The sequence below is a fragment of the Streptomyces sp. NPDC006283 genome (genome assembly GCF_040613325.1).
Lineage (GTDB): Bacteria > Actinomycetota > Actinomycetes > Streptomycetales > Streptomycetaceae > Streptomyces.
On record NZ_JBEXRZ010000307.1, the window covers coordinates 1 to 6,548 of the forward strand.

The window sequence follows — 6,548 nt, forward strand, 5'->3', positions numbered from 1 at the left end:
GTACGGGGCGGGGCTCCTGCCTTTTCCGGCCCCGGCCCCGAGGATCAGGGCCTCTCGTCGCGCCGGCCGTCGTAGAGAGACTCGATCTCCGCCTCGAAGTCACGGGCGATGGCCGGGCGCTTGAGCTTCAGCGACGGCGTCAGATGGCCGCTCTCCTCCGTGAAGTCCGACGTCAGCACCTTGAAGCGGCGGATCGACTCGGCGCGGGACACCAGCCGGTTCGCCTCGTCGACCGCGCGTTGCAGCGTGCCGAGCAGCTCCTCGTCGTTCACCAGCTCGACCATCGGCAGATGCACCTTCTTCTTCATCCGGCGCCAGTGGTCGAGGCCGTCCTGCTCAAGCGTGAGCAGGGCCGTGATGTACGAGCGGTTGTCGCCGACGACCATGCACTGGGACACGAGAGGGTGGGCGCGCAGCCAGTCCTCCAGCGGGGCCGGCGCGACGTTCTTGCCGCCGGAGGTGATGACGAGGTCCTTCTTGCGGCCGGTGATCGTCAGATAACCCGCGTCGTCCAGTGCCCCGAGGTCCCCGGTGGCCAGCCAGCCCTCCGTGTCCGTCAGCGGTACGACCGCACCCTGCCCGGCGTCCCAGTACCCCTCGCAGACCTGGCCGCCGCGCAGCAGCACCTCGCCGTCCTCGGCGATCCGCACGGCCGTGCCCGGCATCGGCCAGCCGACGGTCCCGAGCCGGGGCCGCAGCGGCGGGGTCACCGTGGACGCGGCGGTCGTCTCGGTCAGGCCGTATCCCTCGAAGACCTGGATGCCCGCGCCCGCATAGAAGGAGGCGAGCCTGCGGCCGAGTGGTGAGCCGCCGCAGATCGCGTACCGCACCTTGCCGCCGAGCGCCGCGCGGATGCGGCGGTAGACCAGCGGGTCGTACAGCGCGCGCGCCGCCCTGAGCCCGAGCGACGGGCCCGGGCCGGTGCCGTGCGCGGCGGCTTCCACGGCTTCTCCGTACCGCTGGGCGATCTTCGCGGCGCGGTCGAACGACGAGGCACGCCCCATCTTCTCCGCGGTGGCCCGCCCGGTGTTGAAGACCTTCTCCAGGACGTACGGGATGGCCAGCAGGAACGTCGGCCGGAAACCCGCCATGTCCGCGAGCAGGTCCTCGGTCCGGATGGACGGCGCGTGCCCGAGCCGCACCCGGGCGCGCAGGCAGCCGATGGCCACCATGCGTCCGAAGACGTGCGACAGGGGCAGGAAGAGAAGGGTCGACGCGGGCTCCTTGCTGACGGACCTGAAGACCGGGTGCAGCAGCTCGACGGCGTTGTCGACCTCCGCGAAGAAGTTCGCGTGGGTGAGCACGCAGCCCTTGGGGCGGCCGGTCGTCCCGGAGGTGTAGATCAACGTGGCGATCGTGTCCGGCGAGAGTCCTGCCCTGCGTTCCGCGACGGCGGCGTCCGGGATCCCTGCCTTCTCACCGGCCTCGCGGAGCCGCGCCACCGCACCCGCGCCGAGTTCCCACAGGTGGGTGAGGCCGGGCAGTTGCCCGCGTTCCTGGCCGATCAGCCTGGCCTGGTCGGCCGTCTCGACGGCGCAGGCGACGGCTCCCGAGTTCTCGAGGATCCAGCGCGCCTGGAAGGCGGACGACGTCGGGTAGACGGGGACGGTGACGAGCCCTGCCGCCCAGCCGGCGAAGTCGAGGAGCGTCCACTCGTAGGTCGTACGGGACATGATCGCGACCCGGTCGCCGGGCCGGAGCCCCTCGGCGATCAGCCCCTTCGCCACGGCGAGCACGTCCGCGGCGAACTGAGCCGCCGTCACGTCCCGCCAGGCGCCGTCGGCGTCCTTGCGGCTCAGGACGGCTTCGCCGGGGGCCTCTTGAGCGTTGTCGAAGGGGATGTCGGCGAGGGAACCGTGGGCGACGACCGGTGCCAGCGCCGGCACGGACACCTCCCGCACTACCTTGTCCACCAGCTTCTTGTCCGGTTCCACCGGCGCGGGCGGCCCTGCGGGAACAACCAGATCGACGGACACGTGCGGCTCCTCGTCATACGGGTGGCGAACGGTGCTGGTGCGGTCGGGGCGGGTGCGACGGTGCTGGTGCGGTCGGGGCGGGTGCGGTCGGGGCGGCTCAAGCGCGCTCGAGGATCGCCGTGACGCCGAGGCCGCCCGCGGCGCAGACGGAGATCAGGCCGCGGCCTGGCCCCTCGCGTTCCGCGAGGAGTTTGGCCAGCGTGGCGACGATCCGGGCGCCGGTGGCGGCGAAGGGGTGCCCGGTGGCGAGCGAGGAACCGGCGACGTTCAGCCGGTCGCGGTCGACGGGCGACAGGCCCTGCCTCTCCCAGGCGGCGAGGGTCGCGAGGACCTGGGACGCGAACGCCTCGTGGATCTCGACCAGGTCGAAGTCCTCGATCGTCAGACCGGCGCGCTCCAGCATGCGCGGCACGGCGTACGCGGGCGCCATCAGCAGGCCGTCCTCGCCGCCCGACTGGTCGCCGTTCACGTAATCCACCGCACCCGTCTCGTATGCGGTGAGCTGTGCGAGCGGCTCGAAGCCGTGCTCCGCGGCCCACTCCTCGCTCGCCAGCAGCACGGTGGCCGCGCCGTCGGTGAGCGGGGTCGAGTTGCCGGCCGTCATCGTCGCGCCGGGCCGGTCGTTGCCGTACACCGTCTTCAAAGTGGCGAGCTTGTCGACCGTGGAGCCGGGGCGCAGGTTCTGGTCGCGCTCCAGACCGCGGTAGGGAACGACGAGGTCGTCGAGGAAACCCCGCTCGTACGCGGCGGCGAGCCGCTGGTGGCTGGTCGCGGCCAGCAGATCCTGCGCCTCGCGGCCGATGCCCCACTCGGCCGCGGTGATCGCCGCGTGTTCGCCCATGGACAGGCCGGTGCGCGGCTCCGCGTTGCGGGGGATGTCGGGCACGAGGTGCCTGGGCCGCACGCGGGAGAGCGCTTTGAGGCGGGCACCGGCGCTCTTCGCACGCCGGGCGTCGAGAAGGATCCGCCGGAGTTCGTCGTTGACGCCGAGCGGCGCGTCGCTGGTGGTGTCGGCGCCGCCCGCGACGCCGCTCTCGATCGCGCCGACCGCGATCTTGTTCGCGACGGAGATCACCGCTTGGAGGCCGGTGCCGCAGGCCTGCTGGATGTCGTACGCGGGTGTCCTGGGATCGAGGCCGGAGCCGAGGACCGTTTCGCGCGCGAGGTTGAAGTCGCGGCTGTGCTTGAGCACCGCACCCGCCACGAACTCGCCGACGGCGCCCGGCTCCCGCAGACCGTAGCGCTCGACGAGTCCGTCAAGGGCGGCACCGAGCATCTCCTGGTTGGAAGCGGTGGCGTAGGGGCCGTCGGAGCGGGCGAAGGGGGTGCGGCTGCCGCCGATGACCGCGACCCTTCGAGGGAACATCGACACCATCTCGACCAGCTCCTGACTCTTGAGTAACCTTACTCAAGAGTAAATCTACGACCGAGCAGGGAGTCAGGACAATGGCCGACCGCTATCTGAACTTCACCGGTACGGCGCCGGGCCGCTTCCTCACCCGCCGGCTCGGACTGCCCCAGCCCGCCCCGCTGCGCCGCTGGAGCCCCGAGAACCCCACGCTCGACGGTCCGTTGCTGGTGCTGACCGCCGGCACCTCCGGCCTGGACGGCCCGGTGCCGGACATCGGCCTGAAGACGGTCACCTCGACGGCGGCCCCCGGCGGTGTCCTGCTCGACGCGACCGGCGTCGCCTCCGCCACCGACCTGGCAGAAGTGCACGCCGCACTGCACCCCGTCGTCCGCTCCGTCGCCGACAGCGGACGCGTCGTCGTCCTAGGGGCCCGGCTTTCCGCCGAGGACCACCACCAGGCCGCGGCCCAGCAGGCGCTCGAAGGTCTCGTCCGCTCCCTCGGCAAGGAGATGGGCCACGGCCGCACCGTCAACCTCGTCCGGCTGACGGCCCCCTCGCCCGCCGCCGCGGAGTCGACGCTGCGCTTCCTGTTCTCCCCCAAGTCGGCGTACGTCAGCGGCCAGGTCCTCGAACTCACGGGCACCGAACCGGAGTCGCCCGCCGACCCCACCCATCCGCTCGCCGGCCGGACCGCCCTCGTCACCGGCGCCGCCCGCGGCATCGGCGCGGCCGTCGCCGAGGTCCTCGCGCGCGACGGCGCCCATGTCTTCTGCCTGGACGTCCCCGAGGCCCGGGCCGACCTGATACGCACCGCCGACGGGCTGGAGGCGACGGCACTCCCCCTGGACATCACCGCGGACGACGCCGCCCACCGCATCGCCTCCGCACTGCCCGGCGGCTGTCTGGACGTCCTCGTCCACAACGCGGGCATCACCCGCGACCGCCGGCTCGCCAACATGCCCGCCGACCGGTGGAGTTCGGTGATCGACGTCAACCTGGCCGCAGTGCTCGACACCACGGACGCGCTGCTCAGGACCGGGACGCTGCGCCGCGGCGGCCGGATCGTCGCCACCGCCTCCATCGCCGGCATCGCGGGCAACACCGGCCAGACCAACTACGCGGCGAGCAAGGCCGGGATCATCGGCATGGTCCGTTCGCTGGCCCCGCGCGCCGCGGCCGCCCACGGCGTCACCGTCAACGCCGTCGCCCCCGGCTTCATCGAGACGAAGATGACGGCCGCCGTGCCGCTGTTCATCCGCGAGGCGGGCCGGCGCATGAACTCCCACGCCCAGGGCGGCCTGCCCATCGACGTCGCCGAGGCGACCGCCTACCTGGCCCACCCGTCCTCGGGCCCCGTGAACGGCCAGGTCCTGCGGGTCTGCGGCCAGAGCCTGCTGGGGGCGTGACCATGCGGACCACCACGCTGACCGCCGCGCCCCGGCTCACCCCGCTGCTCGCCCGCGGCGCGGCGCTGTCCCCGCTCAAGCGCGGCGTCCGCGCCGGTGCGCCGCTGCCCGCGACCCGGATCGTGCTCCCCGGCGCCCGGGTCGACCCCGCGCGTCTCGCCTCGTACTCCGACATCTGCGGCTTCCCGGCGGGCGACGCGCTGCCGCTCCCCTACCCGCACATCCTCGGATTCCCGCTCGCCATGCGGCTGATGTCCGAGCGCGCCTTCCCCCTGCCGCTGCTCGGTCTGGTCCACACCCGTATAGAGATCGTCCGGCACGGGCGGCAGGTACTGCGGCGCGACGACCGGCCCGAACTCGCCGTCCACGCGGAAAGGCTCGTCCCCCACCGGCGCGGCACCGAGGTGGTCATGGCCACGGAGGCACGACTGGACGGCGAGCTCGTCTGGGAGTCGCGCAGCTCCTACCTGGCCCGGCACCGGACCACGTACGACGGCCCCCACGACGGCCCCGGTGACTGCGGCCCCGCCCGCGCGCCGCTCCCCGCCGTCGCCGAGTGGCGGGTCCCGGGAGACCTCGGCCGCCGCTACGGGGCGGCCTCCGGCGACCGCAACCCCATCCACCTGCATCCGCTCACGGCGAAGCTGTTCGGCTTCCCCCGGCACATCGCCCACGGCATGTGGACGTTCGCGCGCGCTCTGGCCGAGGCGGAGCGGACGGCAGGACCGGCGGCCGGGGCACGGGCCGAGTTCAAGGCGCCCGTCCTGCTGCCCGCCGACGTCGTCTACGCGGCGCGGACCACCGCCGACGGCACCGCCTTCGAACTGCGCGACGGCGACCGTGTGCACCTGACCGGAGAGGCCGGCAGCGGGGCCGTCGTCAGCGGGGGGACCAGCGCTCCCCGTCCATGAGGCCGCCCAGGCCGGTCCAGGCGAAGTTCATCAGCAGACCGGCGGCCTCCTTCGCCGACATGCCGCCCGAGTCGTTCGACCACCCGGCGAGCGACTCTGCAGCTCCCACGAGGGCCTGCGCGAGCCCCTCGATGTCACGGTCGGCCAGCTCGCCGCTGCGGTGCGCACCCGCCGTCCCCGGCGCGGGCGGCACCCCCTTGCGGGCCGCCGCGCCGATCAGGACGGTCACGAACGCGGCTATCTCCTCCCGCATCTTCGAGACCTCCGCCGCGAACGGCTCCCCGTGCGTACGTGCCTGGCGGTGCAGCACGGACCAGCCGTCGGGGTTCTCCTGTGTGTGCCGGAAGAACGCCTCCAGCCCCGCCCACATCTGCTGGTCCGCCGTCAGCCCCGGCTGGATCGCCGCCTGCACGGCCTCTGTGAGCCGCTGCGCCTCCCGCCTGATGCACGCGGTGAACAGCTCCTCCTTGGAGTTCAGATAGAGGTACACCAGAGGCTTGGAGACGCCGGCGAGTTCCGCGATCTCGTCCATCGACGCCGCGCGGTAGCCGCGCTGCCCGAACGTCTGCACGGCGGCGTCCATCATCTGCTGCTCACGCACGGCGCGCGGCATGCGTTTGGCCCTCACGCCCTTCACAGCACTCATGTCAGTGTTCCTCCCGCCCCACGCCCTTACTCAGCAGTAAGCGTACGACTCTGGCAGATGACTGCGTCATGGCGGCGTCCATGGCCCGCATTAAGGTGCAGCCCGCGGGGCTGGGTCAACCGGGCACGACGGGTCTCGGCCGGATCGGGACGAGGGCCGCGCATGCGCGGCCGCGGGCACGGCATCAACGCCTTGGCCTCGCGGGTCTTCTGGTCCTCGGCCCGCTGGTCGGCCTCCCCCATCTGCCCGACCCCGACG

5 protein-coding genes are annotated in these 6,548 nt (G+C 72.8%); 2 read left to right on the top strand and 3 right to left on the bottom strand.

The window, feature by feature from the left end; genetic code table 11:
- Positions 1–44: 44 nt before the first annotated feature.
- A complete protein-coding gene (locus tag ABZ070_RS34475) occupies positions 45–1,934 on the bottom strand; it encodes an AMP-dependent synthetase/ligase (protein ID WP_356639811.1) in 1,890 nt (629 codons plus the stop codon).
- Positions 1,935–2,073: 139 nt separating this feature from the next.
- Positions 2,074–3,351, bottom strand: a complete 1,278-nt coding sequence (locus tag ABZ070_RS34480) for an acetyl-CoA C-acetyltransferase (protein ID WP_356639805.1) — start codon at positions 3,349–3,351, stop codon at positions 2,074–2,076.
- Positions 3,352–3,422: 71 nt separating this feature from the next.
- On the opposite strand from ABZ070_RS34480, the gene ABZ070_RS34485 reads away from it, so the two are divergent.
- Both ABZ070_RS34485 and ABZ070_RS34490 read left to right on the top strand, forming a co-directional pair.
- A complete protein-coding gene (locus ABZ070_RS34485) occupies positions 3,423–4,733 on the top strand; it encodes a 3-oxoacyl-ACP reductase (RefSeq protein WP_356639807.1) in 1,311 nt (436 codons plus the stop codon).
- A 2-nt stretch (positions 4,734–4,735) separates the two neighbouring features.
- A complete protein-coding gene (locus ABZ070_RS34490; protein ID WP_356639813.1) occupies positions 4,736–5,644 on the top strand; it encodes a MaoC family dehydratase in 909 nt (302 codons plus the stop codon).
- Here the strand turns inward: ABZ070_RS34490 and ABZ070_RS34495 are convergent.
- Complete coding sequence (locus ABZ070_RS34495; RefSeq protein WP_356639809.1) at positions 5,613–6,290, bottom strand: TetR/AcrR family transcriptional regulator; 678 nt, start codon at positions 6,288–6,290, stop codon at positions 5,613–5,615. The two genes, ABZ070_RS34490 and ABZ070_RS34495, sit on opposite strands and share 32 nt — an antisense overlap.
- Positions 6,291–6,548: the final 258 nt, after the last annotated feature.